This is a genomic window from Pseudonocardia oroxyli (genome assembly GCF_900102195.1).
Taxonomy (GTDB): domain Bacteria; phylum Actinomycetota; class Actinomycetes; order Mycobacteriales; family Pseudonocardiaceae; genus Pseudonocardia; species Pseudonocardia oroxyli.
Genome location: NZ_FNBE01000002.1, coordinates 377054 through 399103 on the forward strand (window position 1 = coordinate 377054; position 22050 = coordinate 399103).

Annotated in this window: 21 protein-coding genes; 11 read left to right on the plus strand and 10 right to left on the minus strand. The window is 72.9% G+C overall.

All coding sequences use genetic code 11. The annotated features are described in order from the left end of the window. Positions 1 to 40: 40 nt before the first annotated feature. On the minus strand, positions 41 to 967 hold the full coding sequence (locus BLS43_RS04555; protein WP_093077108.1) for an aldo/keto reductase: 927 nt from the start codon (positions 965 to 967) through the stop codon (positions 41 to 43). A 163-nt stretch (positions 968 to 1130) separates the two neighbouring features. Between BLS43_RS04555 and groES the strand changes: the two genes are divergently transcribed. Both groES and groL read left to right on the plus strand, forming a co-directional pair. Beyond that, positions 1131 to 1424, plus strand: coding sequence for a co-chaperone GroES (gene groES / locus BLS43_RS04560; protein WP_093077482.1), 294 nt, complete (start codon positions 1131 to 1133; stop codon positions 1422 to 1424). A gap of 79 nt (positions 1425 to 1503) precedes the next feature. Next, complete coding sequence (gene groL, locus BLS43_RS04565) at positions 1504 to 3120, plus strand: chaperonin GroEL (RefSeq protein WP_093077111.1); 1617 nt, start codon at positions 1504 to 1506, stop codon at positions 3118 to 3120. Between the two features lie 72 nt (positions 3121 to 3192). On the opposite strand, the gene BLS43_RS04570 is transcribed toward groL, so the two are convergent. Further along, positions 3193 to 3501 carry a WhiB family transcriptional regulator gene (locus BLS43_RS04570; RefSeq protein WP_093077484.1) on the minus strand — a complete coding sequence of 103 codons (309 nt, stop codon included), beginning with the start codon at positions 3499 to 3501 and terminating at the stop codon, positions 3193 to 3195. Between the two features lie 121 nt (positions 3502 to 3622). Here BLS43_RS04570 and BLS43_RS04575 point away from each other — a divergent pair, with 121 nt between their 5' ends. From BLS43_RS04575 to BLS43_RS04595, 5 genes are all read left to right on the plus strand, one after another. Next, a complete protein-coding gene (locus BLS43_RS04575; protein ID WP_245707286.1) occupies positions 3623 to 4594 on the plus strand; it encodes a MerR family transcriptional regulator in 972 nt (323 codons plus the stop codon). A 95-nt stretch (positions 4595 to 4689) separates the two neighbouring features. Further along, entirely contained in the window at positions 4690 to 5724 is a 1035-nt protein-coding gene (locus BLS43_RS04580) for a hypothetical protein (RefSeq protein WP_143029937.1), read from the plus strand. Positions 5725 to 5909: 185 nt separating this feature from the next. Further along, positions 5910 to 6506 (plus strand): response regulator transcription factor, encoded by a 597-nt coding sequence (locus BLS43_RS04585; RefSeq protein ID WP_013677394.1) that lies wholly within the window; start codon positions 5910 to 5912, stop codon positions 6504 to 6506. Positions 6507 to 7055: 549 nt separating this feature from the next. Beyond that, complete coding sequence (locus BLS43_RS04590; RefSeq protein WP_093077120.1) at positions 7056 to 7628, plus strand: sigma-70 family RNA polymerase sigma factor; 573 nt, start codon at positions 7056 to 7058, stop codon at positions 7626 to 7628. 1 nt (position 7629) lies between these two features. Beyond that, positions 7630 to 8796 carry an anti-sigma-D factor RsdA gene (locus tag BLS43_RS04595; protein WP_093077123.1) on the plus strand — a complete coding sequence of 389 codons (1167 nt, stop codon included), beginning with the start codon at positions 7630 to 7632 and terminating at the stop codon, positions 8794 to 8796. A 46-nt stretch (positions 8797 to 8842) separates the two neighbouring features. Here BLS43_RS04595 and BLS43_RS04600 read toward each other — a convergent pair whose 3' ends face one another. Beyond that, positions 8843 to 9730, minus strand: a complete 888-nt coding sequence (locus tag BLS43_RS04600; protein ID WP_093077126.1) for an SDR family oxidoreductase — start codon at positions 9728 to 9730, stop codon at positions 8843 to 8845. Positions 9731 to 9806: 76 nt separating this feature from the next. On the opposite strand from BLS43_RS04600, the gene BLS43_RS04605 reads away from it, so the two are divergent. Then, positions 9807 to 10394: a TetR/AcrR family transcriptional regulator gene (locus tag BLS43_RS04605; RefSeq protein WP_093077129.1), complete on the plus strand. Its 588-nt coding sequence runs from the start codon at positions 9807 to 9809 to the stop codon at positions 10392 to 10394. 274 nt (positions 10395 to 10668) lie between these two features. Here the strand turns inward: BLS43_RS04605 and BLS43_RS04610 are convergent, their stop codons facing one another. Beyond that, the gene (locus tag BLS43_RS04610; protein WP_093077132.1) at positions 10669 to 11049 is read right to left on the minus strand and encodes a DUF5319 domain-containing protein; all 381 of its coding nucleotides are present in this window, start codon (positions 11047 to 11049) and stop codon (positions 10669 to 10671) included. Positions 11050 to 11235: 186 nt separating this feature from the next. On the opposite strand from BLS43_RS04610, the gene guaB reads away from it, so the two are divergent. Both guaB and BLS43_RS04620 read left to right on the plus strand, forming a co-directional pair. After that, a complete protein-coding gene (guaB, locus tag BLS43_RS04615; protein ID WP_093077135.1) occupies positions 11236 to 12741 on the plus strand; it encodes an IMP dehydrogenase in 1506 nt (501 codons plus the stop codon). A gap of 11 nt (positions 12742 to 12752) precedes the next feature. Next, a complete protein-coding gene (locus tag BLS43_RS04620) occupies positions 12753 to 13877 on the plus strand; it encodes a GuaB3 family IMP dehydrogenase-related protein (RefSeq protein ID WP_093077138.1) in 1125 nt (374 codons plus the stop codon). 22 nt (positions 13878 to 13899) lie between these two features. On the opposite strand, the gene BLS43_RS04625 is transcribed toward BLS43_RS04620, so the two are convergent. The 3 genes from BLS43_RS04625 to BLS43_RS04635 are packed head-to-tail and all read right to left on the minus strand — an operon-like array spanning position 13900 to position 17050. After that, the gene (locus BLS43_RS04625; protein ID WP_342741131.1) at positions 13900 to 15120 is read right to left on the minus strand and encodes an alpha/beta fold hydrolase; all 1221 of its coding nucleotides are present in this window, start codon (positions 15118 to 15120) and stop codon (positions 13900 to 13902) included. 41 nt (positions 15121 to 15161) lie between these two features. Further along, positions 15162 to 15581, minus strand: coding sequence for a universal stress protein (locus BLS43_RS04630; RefSeq protein WP_093077146.1), 420 nt, complete (start codon positions 15579 to 15581; stop codon positions 15162 to 15164). Next, complete coding sequence (locus BLS43_RS04635) at positions 15578 to 17050, minus strand: APC family permease (protein WP_093077149.1); 1473 nt, start codon at positions 17048 to 17050, stop codon at positions 15578 to 15580. Before BLS43_RS04635 ends, BLS43_RS04630 begins: the two co-directional genes overlap by 4 nt. A 104-nt stretch (positions 17051 to 17154) precedes the next feature. On the opposite strand from BLS43_RS04635, the gene BLS43_RS04640 reads away from it, so the two are divergent. Further along, positions 17155 to 18360 (plus strand): saccharopine dehydrogenase family protein, encoded by a 1206-nt coding sequence (locus BLS43_RS04640; RefSeq protein ID WP_093077152.1) that lies wholly within the window; start codon positions 17155 to 17157, stop codon positions 18358 to 18360. An 8-nt stretch (positions 18361 to 18368) separates the two neighbouring features. Here the strand turns inward: BLS43_RS04640 and BLS43_RS04645 are convergent, their stop codons facing one another. The 3 genes from BLS43_RS04645 to BLS43_RS04655 all read right to left on the minus strand — a co-directional run bounded on the left by BLS43_RS04645 (position 18369) and on the right by BLS43_RS04655 (position 22004). Then, on the minus strand, positions 18369 to 20186 hold the full coding sequence (locus tag BLS43_RS04645; protein ID WP_093077156.1) for a primary-amine oxidase: 1818 nt from the start codon (positions 20184 to 20186) through the stop codon (positions 18369 to 18371). An 85-nt stretch (positions 20187 to 20271) separates the two neighbouring features. Beyond that, entirely contained in the window at positions 20272 to 21042 is a 771-nt protein-coding gene (locus BLS43_RS04650; RefSeq protein ID WP_245707287.1) for an ABC transporter permease, read from the minus strand. Between the two features lie 5 nt (positions 21043 to 21047). Continuing rightward, positions 21048 to 22004 (minus strand): ATP-binding cassette domain-containing protein, encoded by a 957-nt coding sequence (locus tag BLS43_RS04655; protein WP_176921160.1) that lies wholly within the window; start codon positions 22002 to 22004, stop codon positions 21048 to 21050. Positions 22005 to 22050: the final 46 nt, after the last annotated feature.

Genomic DNA, 22050 nt, shown 5'->3' on the forward strand with positions numbered 1-22050 from the left:
GATAGTCGCTATAGCGACTATCGCCGCTCACGGGTCGGGGTCAGGCGCTGACGTGGGACAGCAGGCGGATCTCGTCGTCGGTGAGGGCCAGGGTGATCATGGGCAGGATGCCCGCCAGCTGCTCGGGCGTGCGGGCGCTGGCGATCGGGGCGGTCACCGTCGGCTGCGCGGCGAGCCAGGCGAGGGCGACGGCGGCCTGGGTGGTCCCGTGGCCCGCGGCGATCTCGTCGAGCACCGCCAGCACGGCGGGCCCGCGCGGGTCGTCGAGGTACTTCGCGGCGCCCTGCGCCCGCACCGAGTCCACCGCCGCGCCCCGGTACTTGCCGGTCAGGAACCCGGCGGCCAGGCCGTAGTAGGGGAAGCAGGCCAGCTCCTCGGCGGCGACGAGATCGGCGAGGGAGGACTCGTACTCGCCCCGCTCCATCAGGTTGTAGTGCGGCTGGACCGCCGTGTAGCGGGTGAGCCCGTCCCGGTCGGAGATCTCCAGGGCCTCCCGCAGCCGCGCGGCGGAGAAGTTGGAGGCCGCGACCGCGCGGACCTTGCCCTCCCGCACGAGGGCGTCGAACGCGTCGAGGGTCTCCTCCTGCGCGGTGTCCGGGTCGTCGCGGTGCGCGTAGTAGAGGTCGATGTGGTCGGTGCGCAGCCTGCGCAGCGAGTCCTCGCAGGCGGCCTTGATGTTCTCCCCACCCAGCCCGGGGCGCGACGGCAGGCTGCCGACCTTCGTCGCGATCACCATGCGGTCGCGGTTGCCGCGGGCGGCCATCCAGTCGCCCAGGATCGTCTCGGACTCCCCGCCGGAGTTCCCGGGTGCGCGCCACATGTACGAGTCCGCCGTGTCGACGAACGTCCCCTGCGCCTCGGCGAAGGCGTCGAGCACGGCGAACGACTGGTCGGCGTCCGCGGACCAACCGAAGACGTTGGCGCCCAGGCACAGGGGCGAGACGTCGATTCCGGAGACCGAAGGCATGCCGTGAGCCTACGGTGGCGGGCCTGTTGAGGGTCTGGCACTCTCGTGGGTAGAGTGCCAACGCACAGTTCAGGTCGGGTTGCCCCGGCACCCGCGACGGCGGGGCCCCCTGGTCGGCTGTCGGTACTTCACTGACGGACTTCAGCACCAGAAAGGCGAGGTCATCGTGGCGAACATCAAGCCGCTCGAGGACAAGATCGTCGTCCAGGCCAGCGAGGCGGAGACCACCACGGCCTCCGGCATCGTCATCCCGGACACCGCCAAGGAGAAGCCCCAGGAGGGCAAGGTCCTGGCGGTCGGCCCCGGCCGGATCGACGACAACGGCAACCGCGTGCCGCTCGACGTGGCCGTGGGCGACGTCGTCATCTACTCGAAGTACGGCGGCACCGAGGTCAAGTACAACGGCGAGGAGTACCTGATCCTCTCCGCTCGCGACGTGCTCGCGGTCGTCAACTGACCTTCCGCGTCTGATTCCGCCCCGGCGGCCTTCCGGGCTGTCGGGGCGGTGTCGTTCCGACCTTCGAGAGAGGCAGTAGATGGCGAAGCAGATCAGCTTCGACGAGGACACCCGGCGTGCGCTCGAGCGTGGTGTGAACCAGCTCGCGGACGCCGTGAAGGTGACGCTCGGCCCGCGCGGCCGGCACGTCGTCATCGACAAGAAGTTCGGTGGGCCCACCGTCACCAACGACGGTGTGACCATCGCGCGCGAGATCGACCTCGAGGACCCGTACGAGAACCTCGGGGCCCAGCTCGCGAAGACCGTCGCCACCAAGACGAACGACGTCGCGGGCGACGGCACCACCACGGCCACCGTGCTGGCCCAGGCGCTGGTCCGCGAGGGCCTGCGCAACGTGGCGGCCGGGGCGGACCCGATCTCGCTGGGCAAGGGCATCGCCGCCGCGGCCGACAAGGTCTCGGAGTGGCTGCTGTCCAAGGCCACCCCGGTCAACGGCGCCGAGCACATCGCGCAGGTCGGCACCATCGCCTCCCGCGAGGAGGAGATCGGCCGGCTCATCGCGGACGCGATCGGCTCCGTCGGCTCGGACGGTGTGATCACGGTCGAGGAGGGCTCCACGCTCTCCACCGAGCTCGAGATCACCGAGGGCCTGCAGTTCGACAAGGGCTACCTGTCGCCCTACTTCGTCACGGACGCGGAGAGCATGGAGGCCGTCCTCGAGGACGCCTATATCCTGCTGCACCGCGACAAGATCAGCTCGATCCAGGACCTGCTCCCGCTGCTGGAGAAGGTGCTCGGCGAGGGCAAGCCGCTGCTGATCATCGCCGAGGACGTCGAGGGCGAGGCCCTGTCCACGCTGGTGGTCAACTCGATCCGCAAGACCGTCAAGGTCGCCGCGGTCAAGTCGCCGTTCTTCGGCGACCGCCGCAAGGCGTTCATGGACGACCTCGCGATCGCCACCGGCGGTCAGGTCATCAACCCGGAGGTCGGGCTCAAGCTGTCCGAGGCCGGGCTGGACCTGCTGGGCAAGGCGCGCCGGGTCGTCGTCACCAAGGACGCCACGACCATCGTCGAGGGCGGCGGCCAGGCCGCCGACATCGAGGGTCGCATCGCCCAGATCAAGGGCGAGATCGAGTCGACGGACTCGGACTGGGACCGCGAGAAGCTCCAGGAGCGCCTCGCGAAGCTGTCCGGCGGCGTCGCGGTGATCAAGGCCGGGGCGGCCACCGAGACCGCGCTCAAGGAGCGCAAGCACCGCATCGAGGACGCCGTCGCGGCGACCCGGGCGGCGGTCGAGGAGGGCATCGTCCCCGGCGGCGGCACCGCGCTCGTGCAGGCCGCCAAGGCGCTCGACGAGCTGTCGCTCGCGGGTGACGAGGCGACCGGCGTCGCGATCGTCAAGAAGGCGCTGACCGCGCCGCTCTACTGGATCGCCGCCAACGGTGGTCTCGAGGGTGCCGTGGTCACGGCCAAGGTCGCCGAGCAGCCGTGGGGGCAGGGCTTCAACGCCGCCACGCTGGCCTACTCGGACCTGCTGGCCGACGGCGTCATCGACCCGGTCAAGGTCACGCGCAACGCCGTGGTCAACGCCGCGTCGATCGCGCGGATGGTGCTCACCACCGAGAGCGCCGTCGTGGACAAGCCCGAGGAGGCTCCGCCGGCTCCGGCCGCGGGCGGCCACGGACACGGGCACTAGGTCCATCCACACGAAAGGGCGGGCGACCTCCGGGTCGCCCGCCCTTTCGGCGTTCGTGCGGGGTGGTGCCGGTCAGACCGTCGCGCGGTCGACCTTCAGCCTGCGGGAGCGGCCGCGGATCAGCAGGTCCCGCTCGTGCTCCGAGAGGCCGCCCCACACGCCGTAGGGCTCTTGCACCTCCAGGGCGTGCCGTCTGCACATCTCCAGCACCGGGCAGGTCTCGCAGATCTCCTTGGCCCGCTGCTCCCGGTTGGCCCGCGCGGGTCCGCGCTCGCCCTCGGGATGGAAGAAGAAGCCGGAGTCCATACCCCGGCAGGCTCCCTGCATCTGCCAGTCCCAGATGTCCGAGACCGGTCCGGGCAGTCGCCTGATGTCCGCCATCTCACTCACCCCGTTCGACACGCCGCCGTTGCTCAGCACCGAGATGCCCACCCTAGAAACGCGCCAAACCTTGTTCAAGAGAAAAGTTGCGCCGGGGGCGTCGGCTCCGGACGATGTCCGGGTGACGACGCAGCCGGATACCCCGCGTCCGGGCGCCGACACCCCCGGGCTCACCGTCGCGGCGGTGGCGCGGCGGCTCGGGATCGCCCCGGCCACGCTGCGGACCTGGGACCGCCGCTACGGCCTCGGGCCCTCGGCCCACACGGCGGGCTCGCACCGCCGGTACCGACCGGCGGATCTGGCCCGGCTGGAGGTCATGCAGCGGGCGCTGCTCCAGGGCGTCACCCCCGCCGAGGCGGCACGGCTGGCGCTGGGGTCGGGCAGCACCCCGTCCTCACCGGTCCTGCTCAGCGCCGCCCCGGGCGTCGCCGACCAGGTCCGGGTCGGGGGCAGCGTGCTGCGGCTCGCCGGCGCGGGCAGGCGGGCCCGCGGGATCGGGCGGGCCGCGCTGGCGATGGACGCCTCGGCGGTCCGCAGGCTGGTCGACGAGGCCGTGACGGCGGACGGCCTCGTCCCCACCTGGGACACCGTGGTCCGGCCCGTGCTCGGCGCGATCGCCGAACGGTGGGAGTCGACCGGGGCGGGGGTGGAGATCGAGCACCTGGTGAGCGAGGCGGTGATCGCCGTCTACGGGGCGCGGGCGCTCGCCGCGCCCCGACCGCCGGCCGAGGTGCGGCCGGTGCTGTTGGCCTGCATGCCGGGGGAGCGACACAGCCTCCCGCTGTCGGTGCTCGCCGCGGTCATCGCCGAGTGCGGCGTGCCGTGCAGGCCCCTGGGAGCGGATCTCCCGCTCGACGCGCTGGTCGCGGCCGTGCAACGCAGCGCCCCCGCCGCCGTCGTGCTCTGGGCGCAGGACCGGCGCACGGCCGATCCCGCCGCGATCGACGGGCTCCCCCGAACCCGTCCGGCCTTCCGCTCGTTCACCGCAGGGCCGGGGTGGGAGTCGAGCCCGGCGTCCGTCACGCATCTGGGGTCGTTGAGCGAGGCCGTCGACACCCTGTGCGTCTTCCTGGGTGTCACCCACAGGAACTAGCCCATGTGGGTTGCTTCATGGCGCACTCTCTGAGACCTGCCACCCATATGGCCGATAACCCGTGGTGGGCGATCGCGATGGGGCCCCATCCCGGCGTGTCGGTCGTCGGGACCGGACGAGCGGAGCCGCTCGCGCGCTGGACGGCGGCCGTGGCCCTCGGCGGGCAGGGGCGCTACGCCGCCGCGGCGGCCCTGCTCAAGGAACTGGTGCGCGACCCGCGCACACCGGTCGTGATCCGGGCGCACGCGCTGGTGACGTGGGCCTCGCACCTGCGCCAGCAGGGCGGCCACGCCCGCGCCGCCCGCGTCGACGGGCGGGCGCTGGGCCTCGCGGTGGAGGGGAGTGCGGGGGCGGCGGCCGACCTGCCACAGCCCGGTGCGGACCTCTGCGTCGACCTGGGCTCCGCGCGGGCCGACGCGCTCGTCGGGCTGGCCGCCGACGCGCTGGGGCAGGGCGATCTCGGCGCGAGCGATCGGCTCCTGACCAGGGCGGACACCTGGGCGGTCGGCTGGCGGCCCCGGGTGCGGCTGCGCTGGGTCCGGGCGGAGGTGGCGCTGGCGCGCGGGGACCTCGACACGGCCGCCCGGGAGTCCGCGGCCGCCGTCGCCGAGTCCGCGGCCGCCGGCTCGCGCCGCCATCTGGTGAAGTCCCGGCTCCTCGCTGCAGTGACCGCGCGGCTGCGGGCGGCGGACCCGACGGCCCGCGCGGCCGCGCTCGCCGACCTCGACGCGGTGGCCGCGCAGGCGGCCGACGCCGGGCTCGTCCCGCTCCGCTGGGCCGCGTCGCTGGCGGCGGCGGACGCGGCGGACGCGCTGGACGCCGGAACCGCGGCCCCGCCGGGCGTGCGGTCACCCCTGCGCCGTTCCGGGGCGAAACCTCACCCTTCGGTGATCGTTTGCCCCACGGCGGACGGTGGTCCGCCGGGAGTCCCGGGGCGACCGTCCATCCGTCCGATCGGGTCGGATGAGTCCCACGATCGGAGGCGTGAAGAGGTGCGTGAATCGACGAACGGTGCGCCCGACGGCGCGCCACGCCGGCGACACGCCGCGAGTATTGCGCTGAGCGTGATCCTCGATCGGTCCGAAGCACGTGGGCGGCGCCTGATGGGGGGAGGCGGCGTCGGAGCCTGAGAGGCTCGCGGTAATGTAATTACTCCATTCGGTCTCTAGTCACCCACATGACGAGTGCCACTCGGCGCAAGGGACTCGAATGGAGGCCACAAAGTGGCCCTGATCGTGTCAAGGTGGTCCGGTCACTCGCCGATGCGGAGGGTGACACATCACCCGGCTGCAGGAAGCTGCAGGAAGGAATCGTCGTGACGACGGTACTCATCTGCGACGATCGTCGCAGCGTCCGCGAAGGTCTCACCCGCGTGATGTCCGCGGTGCCCGGAGTGCACCGGATCGATTGCGTCGCCCACGGGGACGAGTTGCTGGCCCGGTTCTCCCGGCAGCCGGTCGACGTCGTCCTGGTCGGCACCCAGCGTGCGGTGCCCACCGGGGTGGAGGCGACCAGGCGACTGGTCGCGGCCCACCCCCAGGCGAACGTGATCGTGTTCGGCGCCCCGGACGACGCGGGCAGCATCGCCGCCGCCATCGCGGGCGGCGCACGCGGTTACCTCCGGTGGGACGCGTCCCGCCCGGAGCTGGTCGCCGCGCTGGCCCACACGCTGGCGTCGACCGCCGTGCCCACCCCGCGCACCCCGGCGGACCCGGGCGTGCAGCTCACCGAGCGCGAGCTGCAGGTGCTGCGCGGGATGAGCCAGGGCAAGAGCAACGGCCAGATCGGCCGCGAGCTCTACCTCTCCGAGGACACGGTGAAGACGCACGCGCGGCGGCTGTTCCGCAAGCTCGGCGTCCGTGACCGCGCCCAGGCGGTGGCCCACGGCTTCCGTCGCGGTCTCGTCTCCTAGGCGGAGGCCACGCACGGCCCGGACCTCCGGTCCGGGAGGCAACGACCACCGCGCCGTTCGCGGGCGCGGTGGGTGAGGATCGGGTTCGACGGCCGGCTGCCGTGCCGCCGCGGACCCGCGCGGTGTGCGCACCGCCGACAGCGGCCGTCGCCGACGACGGCCAGGCCCGCCCTCGCCCCGGCGGGCCCGACGACATCGCCTCCCCGGTGCGGGCCAGAGCCCCCGGGAGGCTGCGGACCGTGACGACGCCCGGTCCGCGCGTCCTCGCGAGTGATCGACTCGTCCGGGTACTGCTCGCTCACCCTCCGCGCGTGCGTCACGCGGACGGTCGACCGCTCGCCGACCGCCCGGCGCAGATCGCCGTCCCGGCGTCTACGGACCGCAACTAGTAGCGTGGTCGCTCGTCGACACCGGTGAGAGCGGTTCCCGTATCCCCCCGGGGCTTCGCTACGGTGGTCGGCACTGAGGTCGATTCAGCACTCTCCGTAGTCGGCCTCACCGAACGGATGAAGACGAACATGCTGCGTAACGCCTGGACGACTCTGCGCGATGAGTGAACCGACAGACGTTCTCGACGAGCTGGTGGCATCTGCCATGGCAGGTGACCGCGGAGCGGTCGAACGTGTACTGGCCACCATCCGGCCCTTGGTCGTGCGGTACTGCCGCGCGCGCCTCGGACGGATGGACCGGTCGTCCGTCTCGGCGGACGACGTCGCGCAGGAGGTGTGTCTGGCCGTGCTGACGGCCTTGCCCGGATACCGCGTACAAGGGCGCCCGTTCCTGGCGTTCGTGTACGGGATCGCCTCGCACAAGGTGATCGACGCCCATCGCGCCGCCGGGCGCAACAAGTCCGAGCCGGTGGCGGACGTCCCCGACTCCACCGACCACGGAGACGGCCCCGAGCAGCGAGCGCTGCGCGTGGAGCTCTCCGAACAGATGTCGCGGCTGCTCGACCAGCTCCCCGAGAAGCAGCGCGAGATCATCGTCCTCCGGGTGGTCGTGGGACTGAGTGCGGAGGAGACTGCGGACGCGGTCGGGTCCACACCCGGCGCCGTCCGCGTGGCCCAGCACCGGGCACTCGCCCGATTGCGCAAGAACATGCCCGAAGAGGAGGTGGTCTGAGATGAGCGACCCGCGCAACCCCGGTGGCCCCGACCACCCCTTCGGTAGGCACCGTGCGAACGGCGGCTCGAACGGCCACAACGGCCACAACGGCTCCGGGCGGCCCCACGGCATCCCCAACCGGCCCATCCAGTTCCCCGTGGGCGGCAGGGGCGGATCGCGCCCCGAGTTCGACGACGACTTCGCCGACGAGCCGTTGGACCTCGTCGCCGTCCAGGCGGACGACGAGCTGATCAGCGCGCTCGCCGCGGGGATGACCGTCTCGGCCCCCGGCAGGCACGGCTACGACGCGGACGACAAGGTCGTCGCGATGCTGGCCGCCTGGAAGGCCGAGGTCGACGACGACCCCATCCCGCAGCTCATGGACCTCGACACCGCGGTCGCCGCAATCGAGTCCGGCTCCCCGGCCGCCCGGCCGTCGAGCAGGCGCAGGCACCTCATCCCGCTCGCGGGTGCGGCGGCGCTGCTGGTCTTCAGCATCGCGGGCGTCTCGATCGGCGCGCAGAGCGCGGACCCGGGTGACGCGCTGTTCCCGGTCACGCAGGTGCTCTACAAGGACGCGGCGAACTCGAAGGTCGCCAAGGTCGAGGTCCAGCAGCGCATCCAGCAGGTCAACGCCAAGCTCGCCAGCGGGGACACCGTGGGCGCGCAGCAGGACCTGGCAGCGCTCGCGCCGCTGTTGGAGCAGATCCGCCCGGAGGAGGGCCGCACCTACCTCGCCTCCGAGCAGACCTTCCTCGCGGCGAAGGCTGCCGAGACGCCCCCGGGCGTCCCGGTGGACCCGCAGGCCCCGTTGCAGAACGGGACCCCGCGGCCCAAGCCCCCGGTCACCGAGGGCAGCCAGGACCCGGCCGAGTCCAGCTCGTCGAACCCGGCGTCCAGCACGTCGGAGTCGCCGAGCGCGCCGCCGCCGTCCTCCGGCCCGGTGGGCAACGACCCGACCAAGCCGGGCCCGGAGACCCAGGACCCGCGGGTCGCGGGCAACCCGGCCGTCAACCCGGCTCCGCCGAGCTCGTCCACCCAGACGAGCCCGCCGACGCGGCCGCCGACCACGGAGGGCGGGCAGGACCCGGCCACCACGACCACCACGCCGCCGCCCGGCACGTCCACCACCTCGATGGGGGCCACGACCTCGGACAGCGCCGAGGCCACGACCACCCCGAGCTGACCACGAAGGCCCCCGGTGTCCGGGGGCCTTCGCGGCGTTCAGGCGGTCAGTAGCCGCCGCCGTCGATGTCCTCGATCAGGGTCGGGCCGGTCGGGGTCCAGCCCAGGAGCTCGCGGGTCGCGTCGCTGGACGCGGCCAGGTCGAGCCCGAAGAAGCCCCCGATCCAGCCGAAGTGCGCGCCGACCTCCTCGGCGGGCAGCGACCGGACCGGCAGCCCGTGGGCCCGGCCGATGGCCTCGGCGATGTCCTTGGTGGACACCCCCTCCTCGGCCACGACGTGCAGTCGCGACCCGGCCGGGGCCTTCGCCAGCGCCAGCGTGACGAGCCGGGCGGCGTCCGAGCGGTGGACCGCGGCCCAGCGGTTCGTCCCGTCGCCCGGGTAGGCCGCGACCCCCTTCTCCCTGGCCACCGCGGTGATCACCGAGATGAACCCGTGGTCGCCAGCGCCGTGCACGGTCGGGGCGAACCGCAGGCTCACCGTGTGCACCCCGCGCTCCACGAACTCCAGCGCCAGGTTCTCGGCCCCGCCACGGGCCGAGTCGACGCCGTGGAACGGCGCGGGGTCGGCCTCGGTGGCGGGCCTGCCCTGGGCGAGCATGGCGACGCCGGAGGCCAGGAGCAGCGGACGGCCGCTGCCCGCCAGGACCTCGCCGAAGGTCTGCACAGCGGCCCGCTCGGCGCGGTTCGACACGGCGGGATCGCTGAAGTCGTGCTTGTTGGCGAGGTGGACCACGGCCTCGGCCGTCTCGGCGCCGGTCCGCAGCGTGGCGAGGTCGTCCAGGTCCCCGCGCAGCACCCGCGCGCCCTTGCCCTCGAGCGCGGCCGCTGCGGCGTCCGACCGGGCGAGCCCCGTGACGTCGTGCCCCGCGGCGCGGAGCTCCGTGACGGTGGCCGACCCGATCCAGCCCGAGGCCCCGGTGACGAAAACGCGCATGATGTCCTCCGATGTCAGTGACTGACGTCGACTGTACGCCGCAAAGTCAGTGACTGTCATCGCCTATCATCGGAGCATGGCACGGTGGCGACCCGGCACGCGCGAACGGCTGCAGGAGGCCGCGCTGGAGCTGTTCGCCACCCGCGGTTTCGAGCAGACCACCGCGACCGAGATCGCCGAGGCCGCGGGCGTCACCGAGCGCACCTTCTACCGACACTTCAGCGACAAGCGCGAGGTCCTGTTCGACGGCCAGGAGGTGCTGCTCGAGGCGTTCCTCGGCGGCGTGCGCCGCTGCCCGGCCGACGCCTCGCCGGTCGACCTGGTGGCGGGCGCCCTGCAGGGCGTCGCCTCCTTCTTCTCCGACGAACGCCGACCCTGGTCGCGCGCCCGCCAGGCCGTCATCGACGCCAACCCCGCCCTGCAGGAGCGCGAGCTGTCGAAGCTGGCCACCATCGGGGGGCTGCTCACCGCGGCCCTGCGGGACCGCGGCATCCCCGACCCGGCGGCCACGCTCGCCGCCGGGACCGCCGTCATGGTCTTCGGGGCGACGTTCGGCCGGTGGCTCGACCCTGCCGAGTCCCGCCCGTTCGACCAGATCGCCCACGCCCTGCTCGACGAGCTCGGCGCCCTCGTCACCCGCCCCGCCCCGCTCACCCGTCCGTGATCGCGCATGATCCGCTCGTGGGGAGGAGGGCGGTCGGGATTCGACCGCCGGGCTCCCGGGGGGTGGATCATGGGTGGTGGGCGGGGTGACCGTCGGGCCGGCCGGGGTGGCACCGCCCGCCTCGCACTCATGATCCACCTGTGGGGAGCGGTTCGGTCGGGAATCGACCGTCCCGCTCCCTGAGTGTGGATCATGGGCGTCGGGCGGGCGCGGGGCCCCGGAACGACAGCGGGCCCCGACCGAACGGTCGGGGCCCGCGGAGCTCGGTGGGCGGTCAGTCCTCGCCCAGCGCCGCGTCGGCGAAGCCGCGGCAGTACTCCCAGGTGACGTAGTGCGCCGGGTCCGGGTCGAACGCGGGCTCGTGCGGGCGCATCTGCCCCTCGTCGAGCAGCTGCTGGAGGCTCGCGCGGAGCAGGTTCCACTCGTGGAAGTGCTGCTCGCCGCAGTCGGCGCAGTCGACCAGGATCCCGCGGATCCCGCGGTGCTCGAGCAGCGCCTGGTAGACGGCGAGGTCGGCCAGGTCGGCCACGACCTCCTCGCGCTCGGCGGCGGACAGCTCGTCGTGCTCCTCGGGCCCCGCCTCCTCGTCGAGGGAGAGGGCAGGGTCGTAGGGGTCGCCCGCGAAGGGGTCAGGGGGTAGGCCGTCGAACGCCACGCGTACACGGTACCGCGTCGGCCGGGGTATCCACCGCTCCACCCACAGGCCTGTGGACAACCACCCCGGCTGTGGACAACTCGGTGTGGCGGGCGACTCCCGGAACGACCGTCTCGCGCGGATACGATGGGATGGTGTGACGCCCCCTCCGGGCGTGAGACGTCGGTGAAGGGTGCACGACCAGCCATGACGAGCGAGATCACGGGACTACCGCCGAAGTTCGCGATGCTCGGCCTGACCTTCGACGACGTGCTGCTGCTCCCCGCGGAGTCGGACGTCATCCCCAGCGGGGTCGACACCTCCACCCAGCTGTCCCGGCGCGTGCGGATCAAGGTGCCGATCGTGTCGTCGGGCATGGACACGGTGACCGAGGCGCGGATGGCCATCGCGATGGCCCGTGCGGGCGGCCTCGGGGTCCTGCACCGCAACCTCTCGGCCGAGGACCAGGCCACGCAGGTCGAGGTCGTCAAGCGCTCCGAGGCGGGCATGGTCACCGACCCGGTCACCTGCTCGCCGGACGCCACGCTGCGCGAGGTGGACGAGCTGTGCGGCAAGTACCGCATCTCCGGCCTCCCGGTGACCGACGGCGAGGGCAAGCTCGTCGGCATCATCACCAACCGGGACATGCGGTTCGAGGTGGACTTCGAGCGCCCGGTGCACGAGGTGATGACGAAGGCCCCGCTGATCACCGCGCGCGTCGGGGTCACCGCCGAGGCCGCGCTGGGTCTGCTGCGCAGGCACAAGCTGGAGAAGCTCCCGATCGTCGACGGCGGCGGCGTGCTCCGCGGCCTGATCACCATCAAGGACTTCAACAAGACCGAGAAGTACCCGCTGGCCACGAAGGACCCGGACGGCAGGCTGGTCGTCGGGGCCGCAGTCGGCGTGGGGGAGGACGCGTACTCCCGCGCGATGGGCCTGGTGGACGCGGGGGTGGACGTCCTGATGGTCGACACCGCGCACGGGCACTCGCGGCGGGTGCTGGACACCGTGGCCAAGCTGCGCGCCGAGGTCGGCGAGTCGGTGGACGTCGTCGGCGGGAACGTGGCGACCTTCGCGGGCGCCCAGGCGCTGGTCGAGGCCGGGGCGGACGCGGTGAAGGTCGGCGTCGGGCCGGGGTCGATCTGCACCACCCGCGTGGTCGCGGGGGTCGGCGCGCCGCAGATCACCGCGGTCTACGAGGCCGCGCGGGCCTGCGCGCCCGCGGGCGTCCCGGTGATCGCGGACGGCGGCATCCAGTACTCGGGCGACATCTCCAAGGCGATCGCCGCGGGCGCGTCCACGGTGATGCTCGGCAGCCTGCTCGCGGGCACGGCCGAGTCCCCGGGCGAGCTGATCTTCGTGGGCGGCAAGCAGTACAAGACCTACCGCGGCATGGGCTCGCTCGGCGCCATGCAGTCCCGCGGTTCCGGCAAGTCGTACTCGAAGGACCGCTACGCCCAGGACGACGTGCTCAGCGAGGACAAGCTGGTCCCCGAGGGCATCGAGGGCCGGATCCCGTTCCGCGGCCCGCTGGCGTCGGTGATCCACCAGCTCGTCGGCGGGCTGCGGTCCGGCATGGGCTACGCGGGTGCCAACACGATCGCGGAGCTGCAGCAGGCGCAGCTGGTCCGGATCACCGCGGCCGGGCTCAAGGAGAGCCACCCGCACGACATCACCATGACCGTCGAGGCGCCGAACTACGCCGCGAGATAGGGTCTCGCAACGTGCGTGACCTCGTGGAGATCGGGATGGGCCGAGAGGCCCGTCGTGCCTACGACCTGAGTCAGGTCGAGATCGTGCCGTCGCGGCGGACCCGGAGCTCCAAGGAGGTCTCCACCGCCTGGCAGCTCGACGCGTACCGGTTCGAGATCCCGCTGGTCACCCACCCCACGGACGCGGTCGTCTCGCCCGCCACGGCGGTGGCGGTCGGCAAGCTCGGCGGCCTCGGCGTGCTGAACTCCGAGGGCATCTGGGCCCGCCACGCCGATGCCGAGGGCGCGCTCGCCAAGGTCGTCGCGGCGGCGGACTCGGACGACCCGTCGGCCGCGGTGCGGATGCTGCAGGAGCTGCACTCGGCGCCCATCCAGCCGGACCTGATCGCCGAGGCGCTGCGGACTGTCCGCGACTCGGGGGTCACGGTCGCGGCGCGGGTCAGCCCGCAGCGCGCCCGCGAGCTCACCCCGGCGCTGTTGGCGGGCGGGGTGGAGATCCTGTTCGTGCAGGGCACGATCATCTCCGCCGAGCACGTCAGCAAGGGCGAGCCGCTGAACCTCAAGGAGTTCATCAACTCCCTGGACGTCCCGGTCGTGGCGGGCGGGGTCGGCGACTACCGCACCGCGATGCACCTCATGCGCACCGGCGCGGCGGGTGTGATCGTCGGCTACGGCGAGTCGAGCGCGACCACGACGGACGAGGTGCTCGGCATCGGCGTCCCGATGGCGACCGCCCTGGTCGACGCGGCCGCGGCCCGCCGGGACTACCTCGACGAGACCGGCGGCCGCTACGTCCACGTGATCGCGGACGGCGGCATCAACGGCTCGGGGGACGTCGCGAAGGCCATCGCCTGCGGCGCGGACGCGGTGATGCTCGGCGAGCAGCTCGCCGACTCCGCGGACTCCCCGGCGGACGGCCTGTACTGGACCTCCAGCGCCGCCCACCCGAGCCTGCCCCGCTCGGACGTCACGGGGTTCGCCCCGAGCGACCGGACCCTGGAGCAGGTCCTCTTCGGGCCGTCGAGCACGCCCTACGGCACCGTGGACGTCTTCGGCGCCTTGCGCCGGGCCATGGCCAAGACCGGCTACTCGGACCTCAAGGAGTTCCAGCGGGTGGGGTTGACCGTCCGCGGCTGAGCGGACAGGGCGAAGGGGAGGCCTAGCACCTCCGGTCCCCGGGCGGGAGCTCGCCGCCGACGAGCCAGGCGACCGCCGCGTCCGTGGCGCAGGGCGAGCGTCCCAGCACCCCGTGGCCACCCACTCCGGTCGTGATCATCGCCGGGCGGTCTCCGAGGGCCGCGCGCGTGGCACGGGCGCCGTCGAGCGGGGTGGCGGGGTCCACCTCGTTCTGCAGGATCAGGATGTTCCGGGGGCCCGAGTCGGTGAGCGGGACCCGCGGCGTCGGGGGGCCGGTCCAGTACGCGCAGGCCGTGATCACGGCGCGGGCGCCCCCGCTCACCGGGTAGGCGGCGGCGTCCGCGGCCACGGCGGCGCGGTAGTCGGCGGGGTCGTGGGACCAGTCCGGGTCGGCGCAGGTGATGCCCAGGAAGGCGGAGGCGACGCGTTCGGCGCCGGGATCGGGGGCGGGCTCGGGCCCGAGGCGCTGCGCCGGCTCGGCCTCGGTCGGGGCGCCGGGCAGCCCGTCCAGGTGACGGACGGCGTCGACGAGGAGGGGGACGGCGGCGTCGGACCGCAGGGCGGCGGCGAGGAGCGAGCGCAGCGCGTCGGAGGTGGCGCGGACGCCGTCGAAGAGCACGACCTCGCGGTCCAGCCGCGCGAGCAGGGCGAGGTAGCGGGCCCGCGGATCGGGGCCGGGCAGCGGGAGCTGCGCGAACCGGGCGTCGATCGCCCGGTCGGCGGCCCGGAAGGCCGCCTGCCTGCCGACGGTGTCGTCGTCCACGCTGTCGAGCACCATCCGGTCGACGCGGTCGGGGAACAGCGAGGCGTAGGTGGTGCCGAGGGTCGTGCCGCCCGAGGTGCCGTAGTACGAGATCCGCTCGACGCCGAGGGCCTCCCGCAGCCGGTCCATGTCGCGGGCGAGGTTCGGCGTGGTCGTGTGGACCAGGTCGGGCGCGTTGGCCGTGCAGGCCCGTGCCGTGGACGCGGCGAGGGATTCGGCATCCGGGCCGGCCGCGTCGTCGACCCCGGCCCGACCCACCTCCTCGGGGGTGAGGCCGCAGGAGATCGGGGAGCTCTCGCCGACACCGCGCGGTCGTCGGGCCGTCGGGGCCCGCGTAGTCCAGCGGGACCCGCAGGTCGGCGCACCGCGAGTCGGGCCGCCCGGCACAGGGTTCCCAGGTGAGCCCGGGCTCGGGGGCCGCCGTGCACCCGGCGAGCAGCCCCACCGCGAGCAGGACGAGGAGCAGGCGCACGGCGCCACCCTGCGGCGCTCGCCCGGGCTCCGCAACCGGGGTCGGCGGGTCAGCCGGCAGCGGGCACGCAGAGGACGGGGCGGTCGGAGACCTGCAGCAGCTTGTGGGCGACCGAGCCGAACAGCGCCCCGCGCCAGGGGCTCTCGTTCCAGGTCCCGACGACGATGACCCGCGCGTCGTGCGCGTCGGCCACCTTCACCAGTGCGGCGGCGGGCTGGTCGGCGACGAGCTCGGTGGTGACCGGGACGCCCGCGGCCCGCGCGGTCTCGACCGCCGGGGCCAGGATCTCCTCAGCGAGCGACTCGAGCGCGTGCCGCGCCTCACCCGCCTCCTCGCCGACCTGCCCGGGTGGCGCCACCCCGTGGACCAGGACGAGCGGGGCCCCGAGCGACGAGGCCAGCTCGACCGCGAGGTCCAGCGCCCGCGCCGCCCCGGGGGACGAGTCGTAACCCAGCACGATCGCGCTCACGACGAGACCTCCTCCGGCGCGACGCCGGGTCGTTCCTGCCAGAACGTGCGGTCCCGCAGCCGCCAGCCGACCATCACGACGATACCGATCAGGAAGATCACGATGCCGATGACCAGCGGCGGCCCCAGCCCGAACCAGGTGGTGCCGCTGGAGCTGGCCTCGGGGTCGTTGAGGTCGGAGACGGAGCGGACGAGCAGCCAGATCAGCAGGCCCGCGCCCACCGCCGGGCCGAGCCCGATGAGCAGGAGGTTCTTGACGCTGCGGAAGAGCTGCTTGCGGTGGTACACCGCGCAGGCGATGCCGGTGAGCGAGTAGTAGAACGCGATGAGCAGCGACAACGCGGTGAGCGAGTCGAACAGCGCGTTCTCGCTGATGATGTTGGCCAGCACGTACCAGCCGATGGCGATGGCGGCGACGACCCAGGTCGAGACGTCGGGGGTGCGGAAGCGCGGGCTGATGTGGGCGAGGCGGCGGGGCAGGGCGGCCCGACGCGCCATCGACAGCCCGGTCCTCGACGCCGGGATGATCGTCGTCTGGGTCGAGGCCAGCGCCGAGGTCGCCACCGAGAGCAGCAGGACCCAGTCCCACCCGCCGAGCACCTGCTCGCCGAGCACGGCGAAGATCTGCTCCTCCTCGCCCGCGTTGTCGGCCAGGAACGTGGTCCCCGCGAACGCGACGACGGCGTAGGCGACGGCCAGGTAGGTCACCAGCAGCACGATCGTCGAGAAGATGCCCGCCCGGCCGGGCGCGGTGGCGGAGTCCTCGGTCTCCTCGGTGAGGTTGACCGCGGACTCCCAGCCCCAGTACACGAACACCCCGAGCAGCAGGCCCGCCGTCAGCGCGGACCCGCCCTCGCCGAACGGGTTCAGCCAGGACAGCGACGGCGTCAGCGCGTCCTCCGACGCGTCCCCGGCGACGGCCCGCCCCAGCGCCACCCCGGCGAAGACCAGGAGCGAGACCATCTGGGCGAGGATCAGGACGTTCTGGAACCGCGCCGAGATCTCGGTGCCCAGCACGCACACCGCGGTCATGATCAGGATGACCACGCAGCTCAGCGTGACGACGAGCGGCGTGCTCTCGGTCCAGGCGTCGAGACCCACCGTGAGCAGGCCGAACCGCACCGCGACGTCCGCCAGCGACCCGACGACCAGCACCCCGGTCATCGCGATGGCCCAGCCGCCGATCCACCCGAGCCACGGCCCGAGGGCCCGGGTGACCCAGGAGAACGTGGTGCCGCAGTCCTGGTCCACCTTGTTCAGGTAGAAGAAGGCCGAGGCGATCAACAGCATCGGGACGAACGAGGCCAGCAGCACGCCGGGCGCGTAGACCCCGACGAGCGCGACGACCGGCCCGATCACCGCCGCCAGCGAGTAGGCGGGGCTCGTCGACGCGAGCCCGATGACCAGCGCGTCGAGGAACGTGATGGCGCCCGGCTTCAGCTCCGCCTGGTCCGGGGGTGCGGTCGTCATCGGACCATTGGGCCGCACGACCGTGTCTCCCACAAGTGTCGGTGGGTTACGTCTGGTTGGCGAGCATTGACCGGATCGGGAACGGCCCGCCACGATCCGCAGGCATGCGGATCCTTCTGGTCGGCGCGGGCGGGGTCGGGGGTGCGAGCGCCGCGGTGGCGGCCCGCCGGGGGTTCGTCGAGGCGATGGTGGTGGCCGACTACGAGCTCGGCCGGGCCGAGGCCGTCGTCGCGAAGGTGGGTGATCCCCGGTTCGTCGCCGCGCGGGTCGACGCCGCGGACCGGGGCGCCGTCGAGGAGCTGATCCGGGCGCACCGGGTCGACGCCGTGCTGAACGCCTGCGACCCCCGCTTCGTGATGCCGCTGTTCCGGGCCTGCCTCGCCACCCGGGTGACCTATCTGGACATGGCGATGTCCATGTCGGACGCCGCGTCGGGTCGGATGCTCGGGGAGGAGCAGTTCGCGCTGGCCGAGTCGTTCGCCGAGGCGGGCGTGCTGGCGCTGGTGGGCATGGGGGTGGAGCCCGGGCTGTCGGACGTCTTCGCCCGCTACGCCGCCGACCACCTGTTCTCCGAGGTGCACACGTTCGACGTCCGGGACGGCGCGAACCTCGCCGTGCCCGGCCGCGGCTTCGCCCCGCCCTTCTCGATCTGGACACTGATCGAGGAGTGCCTGAACCCGCCGGTCGTCTGGGAGCGCGGGCGCGGCTGGTTCACCACCGAGCCGTTCTCCGAGCCCGAGGTGTTCGACTTCCCGGCCGGGATCGGGCCGCTGGAGTGCGTGAACGTCGAGCACGAGGAGGTGCTGCTGATCCCGCGGTGGCTCGACGCGCAGCGGGTCACGTTCAAGTACGGCCTCGGCGCCGAGGTGATCGGGGTGCTGCGGATGCTGCACGAGCTGGGCCTCGACGCGACCACGCCGGTGAAGGTCCGCGCGGGCGACGGGTACGCCGAGGTCAGCCCGCGCGAGGTGGTCGCCGCCTGCCTCCCGGACCCGGCGACGCTGGAGATGACCGGCACGACCTGCGCCGGCGTGCGGGTGACCGGGCTCGGACCCGACGGCGCGCCCCGCGCGGTCTACCTGCACCACGTCGTCGACAACGAGTGGTCGATGCGGGAGTACGGCTGCCAGGCGGTGGTGTGGCAGACCGGCGTCAACCCGGTGGTGGCGCTGGAGCTGATCGCGACCGGGGCGTGGGCGGGCGCCGGGGTCCGCGGCCCCGAGTCCTTCGACGCGCGCCCGTTCCTCGACCTGCTGACGGCCTACGGCTCGCCCTGGGCGCTCCGCGAGGACCGCATGACGGCTCGATGATGCGCAGGTCAGCCGGGGAGGTCGAGGGCCGGGTTGCTGCGGAAGAAGCCCGTCGGTTTGAGGTCGAAGCGCACCGTGTCCACGGGCATCACCGGCCAGTCCTCCGGCCGGGGGACGTGGTGGATGCCGAAGACGTACCAGAGCACGACGTCCTCGTTCTCGATCCCGCGGTCCTCCGCCGTCCACTCGGGCAGGCCCGTGTCCTCCGCGGACTGCACCACGAACTCGCCGCAGGGCCACTGCTCGTCGCGCGCGAAGGGGGTCACCCAGAGCTGGTGGGCGATGGCCCGGGCCCGGCGCAGGACGGGGGCGTGCTCGGGCAGGAGCGGCGGGATCGCCGCGCCCGGGACCAGGGTGTACGCGGTCCCACGCTCCGGGTTGACGACCTTCCACGTGCGCTGGGTCGCCCAGGACACGTCCTGGATCCCCTCCTGCTCCGTGCGCAGCGGGACGCGGCGCTGCCGCAGCCCCATGCCGGTGGGGTCGTCCGGCACGAGCTCGGTCTCGCTCATGACGACGGTGTTCCGCTCGCCGTCGACGTCCAGGTCCAGCCGCGCGACGATGAAGTGCTGGTGGATCGGCGCGTAGGTGCGGGTGTCGACGACCGTGCCGTACTCGGGTGCCTCCCCGACGAACGGCGTGGTCACCATGATCCCCGTGGCGCGGACCTCGCACTCGATGCGGCCGTCGAGGTACAGGCGCCAGTAGATCAGGTAGTCGTAGTTCGCCACGGTGACGTGCGAGGAGATCACCAGCCGCCGGGACCGGCGGACCTCCGCGCCCCGCTCGCCGTCCACGTGCTTCCACAGCACGCCGTCGTCCTCCTCGTGGAGGCAGATCGCATTCGGGATCTCGACGGGCTCGCCCGCCGAGTCGTTGACGCAGGCGTCGAGGTAGCGGATCTCGCCGAGGCAGTCGCAGCCCAGGGTGAGCGAGGTCGTCATGAAGCCGAGGCCCCACTCGCCGATGTCGAAGGCGGTGCGGTCGGCGTGCTCGGGGGTCGGGTCGCGGTAGGGGACGACCATCTCGGCGAAGCCGAGCCGGTGGGCGACGGGCCTCTCGTCCCAGCGCAGCTGGTGCAGCACCAGCCCCTCGCGCGGGGTGAAGCCGACGCGCAGGTTCCAGTTCGCCCAGGTCAGCCCATATCCGTCGAGGGCGAACGACGGGCCGTCCGGCTGGTGGATGTGCAGGGGCCGCAGCGGCTCCCTGGTCGGGAGGTCGGTGTGATCGGCGGTGTACTCGCCGGTGACCTCCGGACGCCCCGGGTCGCCGCGGTCGACGATCTCGCGCAGCTCCATGGTGTTCAGGTCGACGATCAGCTTCAGGCCGGCCACGGGGTGCGCGTACGGGTTGGCGCCGGGGGCCGCGCGCAGCCAGACGTCGCACCAGCCGACGCGGCCCGGGTAGGGGGCGTCCGCGCCGTAGGTCCAGACGTCGACCAGGGTCAGCGACGGATCGTCGATCCCGCGCCCGCGCAGCGCGGCGACCACGTCGGGGTGGGCCCGCATCGCCGCGTCGCACTCGTGCCACTCGTCCACCGTGACGTTCGGCTGCACCCCGGGCACGATCGCCCAGTCGAGGACGGACCCGCCGGTCAGCGACACGACGGCGCGGATCACGGTCCCCTCCCGCAGGTTCCACGCGGTCACCGCGGCCTCGCGCAGCACGGAGTGCCCGGGCCGGTGCCCGGCGACCACGTCCTTGCGCGGCTCGACGAGCGCGATCGTCGCGATCCGCCAGTCCGGCCGGGCGACGCCCTCCGCGCGCAGGATCGCGGCGGCGGCGCGGATCTCGTCGGCGGACAGCGGATCCAGCGGATGGGTCACGAGCGTGAGTATGCGGCTCCGCCGCCCGTGAGTGGTAAGTGGTGCTCTGGCACCACTTACCACGCACGGGCGGCGGAGCCGCGGATCAGATGGTCGCGGTCCGGATGCTGCGGATCCCGACGAACAGGCCCACGGCTGCGGTGACCACCGCGGCCACGAAGCCCCACGCCACCGTCGGACTGGCGAGGGTGCCGCTGAACAGCACCCGCTCGGCGTCGACGATGTAGGTCAGCGGGTTGACCTTCGACGCCACCTGCATCCAGCCGGGGCCGGTCTCCAGCGGCAGCATCATCCCGGACAGGATCAGCAGCGGGAACAGCAGCGACTGCTGCACCGCCCAGAAGATCCACTCGGTCTTGCGGGCGGCGATCGCCAGCGCGTAGGACAGCGCGCCCACACCCACCCCGAAGATCCCCAGCATCAGCAGGCCCACCAGCACGTGCAGCGGGTACAACACGAACCCGAACGGGATCGCGACCAGCGTGACGATCAGCGCCTGGACGACCAGCGGGGTGAGCTCCTTGAGCGCCCGCCCGACCATCAGCGAGGTCCGCGACAGCGGGGTCGCGAGCATCCGCTCGAACGCGCCGGTCATGATCTCGAACTGCAGGTTCGCCCCGGTCATCGAGGTGCCGAACATCGTGATCATCACGACGACGCCCGGCAGGAACCACTGCAGCGACGACCCGCCGAACAGCTCGCCGTTCCCGGCCAGCCCGGACAGTAGCGGGCCGAACAGGCCCAGGAAGACCAGCGGCTGGAGCAGCGAGAAGATCAGCGAGAACGGGTCCCGCACGATCGTCAGCGTCTCTCGCCACCAGACGTTGCGGACATCCAGTGCGATCGCCATGGACATGTCGGTCATTCTCCTTCGCGCAGCGATCGGCCGGTCAGGTTGAGGAAGACGTCGTCGAGGGTGGGGCGGTGGGCGGATGCGGCGACCACGTCCACCCCCGCCGCCCGGAGCCGCTCGAGCACCCCGGGCATGGCGTGCGACGCGGCCTCGACCCGCACGGACAGCGCGACGCCGTCGGCGTCCGGTCGGGACGCGGGCTCGGCGCCCTCGGTGGCCAGCAGCGTCTGCGCGGTGTCGGCCTGGTCCGGGCGTACGACGACGGTCAGTCGGTCGCCCGCCTGCTTGCGCTTGAGGGCGTCCGCCGTGTCGTCGGCGATGATCCGGCCGTGGTCGACGATCACCACCCGCTCGGCCATCTGGTCGGCCTCGTCGAGGTAGTGCGTGGTGAGCAGGATCGTGGTGCCGCGCTCCTCGCGGATCCGCAGGATGTGCTCCCACAGGTTCGCCCGGTTCTGCGGATCCATGCCGGTGCTGGGCTCGTCGAGGAAGAGCAGGCCCGGCTTGTGGATCAGGCCCAGCGCGATGTCCAGCCGCCGCTTCTGGCCCCCGGACAGCGAGCTGACCTTGCGCGTCCGCAGCCCCTCCAGGTCCAGCGACGCGAGGAGCTCCGAGCCGGACGCCACTGCGTCGGCCTTGCTCATGCCGTAGAAGCGGCCCTGCATGAGCAGCTCGTCCCAGACCCGGTAGTTGTGGCCCGCGCCGTCCTTCTGGCCGATGTAGCCGATCCGGCGACGGACCTCGGCGGGCTCGGCCACGACGTCGATCCCCGCCACCTGCGCCGTGCCCGACGTGGGTGGGAGCAGGCTGGTCAGCATGCGCAGGGTGGTCGACTTCCCCGCGCCGTTGGGGCCGAGGAACGCGACGAGCTCGCCCTCCGCCACGTCGAGGTCGATGCCGCGGACGGCCTCGACCCGCTCCTTCCCGACCGTGAAGGTGCGGGCGAGTGCGTCGGTATGGATCACGGATCCCCTCATTTCGTACGGCGTACCGTGTTGGCCTGAGATAAGG